General features: G+C 69.7%; 2 protein-coding genes. Both read right to left on the bottom strand.

Annotation, left to right across the window (positions count from 1 at the left end):
* A partial coding sequence (locus GCU69_RS01485; RefSeq protein ID WP_156204919.1) for an ABC transporter ATP-binding protein occupies positions 1-1055 on the bottom strand: 1055 nt, incomplete at its 3' end.
* A 106-nt stretch (positions 1056-1161) separates the two neighbouring features.
* Positions 1162-2370 carry an ABC transporter substrate-binding protein gene (locus tag GCU69_RS01480; RefSeq protein ID WP_156204918.1) on the bottom strand — a complete coding sequence of 403 codons (1209 nt, stop codon included), beginning with the start codon at positions 2368-2370 and terminating at the stop codon, positions 1162-1164.
* Positions 2371-2548: the final 178 nt, after the last annotated feature.

Genomic DNA, 2548 nt, shown 5'->3' with positions numbered 1-2548 from the left:
GCGGGTGCCGACAGCTCGACCCGGTCCCCGGGTGCGAGCCGGCTGCCGGTCCTGAAGTGGACCTCCTGCCCGTCCGGCAGCCGGGCCTCGACCGCCAGTTCGCGGCCGTGGTATTCGACGACCTCGACGGTGACCGGAATACGTCCGGCCCCCGGTGAGCCGTCCGCCGCGGCACCCTCCGGTGTCACGTCCAGGTCCTCGGGGCGGATCGCGGCGACGGCACGGGCCCCCTCGGCCAGGCCGTCCCGGTCGGTTCCCGGGAGGGACACGCCCGCCACCGCGAGCACGACCCCGCCGCCGCCGAGGGTCCTGGCGACGGTGGCGTCCAGCATGGTCCGGTAGCCCATGAATCCGGCGACGTAGCGGTTGGCGGGGGTGCTGTACACCTCCTCGGGGGTGCCGATCTGCTGCGTCCGCCCGTCACGGAGCACCACCAGGCGGTCGGCGAGGGACAGGGCCTCCTCCTGGTCGTGGGTGACGTAGACGGTGGTGAGGCCGAGGCTCTGGTGCAGCCGGCGGATCTCGGTGCGCATCTGGAGGCGGAGCGCCGCGTCCAGGTTCGACAGCGGCTCGTCCATGAGCACCAGCCGCGGTTCGAGGACGACGGCCCGCGCGATCGCGACGCGCTGCTGCTGGCCGCCGGAGAGCTGGCCGGGGCGTTTGCGGGCGTGGTCGGCCAGCTGTACGAGGTCCAGGGCCTGCCGCACCCGGCGGTCGGTCTCCGCCCGTGTCACCTTGGCCATCTTCAGACCGAAGGCGATGTTGTCGTACACGGACATGTGCGGGAAGAGCGCGTAGTTCTGGAAGATCATTCCGAAGCCGCGGCGTTCGGGCGGCAGCGGGTCGATGCGCTCGTCGTCCAGCCAGATGCTGCCGCCGGTGAGCGGCAGCAGCCCGGCGAGGCAGTTCAGAGCGGTGGACTTGCCGCAGCCGGACGGCCCGAGGAGGGCGACGAACTCGCCTCCGGAGATCTCGAGGTCGAGCTCCTCGAGCGCTCGGTGGCGTCCGAACCTCCGGGACACCTGGTCCAGCCGGATCGCGGAGAACTGGGACATCACTGCCTTCCTTGCGGCTTTCCGGGCACGGGCCGCCGCGGACCGCGGACCGGCGGGGGCCGCGGCGGCCGGTCCCTGTGCACGCCCTGGTGCGGACCCTGGCTGCTTACTGGCTCGCGACCTCTCGGTTCCACATGTCGAACGCCTCGACCTGCTGTTCCGCCGGAAGTGAGGGCTGCTTGGGGAACTCCTCGATCCAGGTGTCGAGTTCGGGCGCACCGTATTCCTCGATGACCTGCTGCGACTTCTCCGGGGCCATCTCCAGCGGGACGTCCTTCACGGCCGGGCCGGGGTAGAAGTACCCGTCGTCATAGGCCTTCGCCTGCTGCTCGGGCGTCAGCATCCATTTGATGAGCCGCAGGACAGCGGACATGGTGTCCGCGTCCACACCCCGCGGCACGACGGCGTACTGCGCGTCGGTCACCCAGGTCATGTCGTGGAAGTGGGCCACCCGCACGTCCTTGGGCACCGTGCCCAGCGCGCGCGGGTTGATGTACCAGCCCGTCGTCGTCGCGACCATGTCGACCTGGCCGTCGGCCAGGTTCTGCATGGTCTCGGTGGTGCCGGAGGCGTAGTTGTCGATGTACTTGTCCAGCTCCTTGAGGTACTTCCAGGTCTTGTCCCAGCTCTTGGGGTCCTTCGGGTCCTTGTCGCCGAGCAGATGGGGCAGGCCCATCAGAAAGGTGCGGCCGGGACCGGAGTTCGCCGGGTCCGCGTACTGGAACTTCTTCGGGTTCTCCTTGGCCCAGGCGAGCAGTTCCTGCGGGCTGCCGGGCGGGTCGGTGACCTTGCCGGGGCTGTACTGGATGAGCGGGCCCGACGGGTAGTAGACTAGGACGGTGCCCTTGCCCTGGGTCAGTTCCTGCATGTCGGCGGCCGGTTCGAGGTAGTCCGGGGCGCCGCCGATCGCCTTCTCGTGCGCCGACATGTCGGTCCACAGGTTCTGCGAGATACCGGCTGCGAGCCCGTCGGTCCCGGTCAGCACGAGGTCGATCTGCACCCGGTCGGCCTGCTGCTGTGCCTTGATCTTGCCGGCGAGGTCCGGCGCGGGGGCCTTGTCGTAGGAGACCTTGCTGACGATGTCGGGATTCTGCTCCACGAAGTCGTCGATCATCGGCTGGGTGAGCTGGAGGTTTCCCGCGACGTCGAGGATTTCGAGCGCCACCGGCTTGCTGGGCTTGTCGGGTATCGCGGCGGGCGAGTCGTCGTCCGCCGGCGCGTTGTCGTCGGGCGCGCCGCACCCGAAGACCGACGCGGCGACGAGCAGCCCGGCGAGAGCGTGGACGACGGGGCGGGGGCGAGAATTACGAGGCATCGCGGCTCCCTGAGAGGAAGAAATCGGGGCGGGAGAGGCCGGGCCGCTTCCCGCAAGCCTGCCCTGAGTGAGGGAACTCCCGTGGTGTGACAACGCTTTCCCGCGGTGATGCCCGAACAAGGTCCACCGCGCCCGGTCACGGTGTCAAGAGGCGAGCTGTGCCGGAAAGCGGAGGCGG

The sequence above is a fragment of the Streptomyces lycii genome, from assembly GCF_009735685.1.
GTDB classification, from domain to species: domain Bacteria; phylum Actinomycetota; class Actinomycetes; order Streptomycetales; family Streptomycetaceae; genus Streptomyces; species Streptomyces lycii.
This window is presented reverse-complemented; position numbering and strand designations above follow the sequence as displayed.

What these genes read in the sequence shown, in the direction of transcription:
- GCU69_RS01480 (WP_156204918.1), bottom strand. Translation starts at nt 2,370, where the DNA reads ATGCCTCGTAATTCTCGCCCCCGCCCCGTCGTCCACGCTCTCGCCGGG.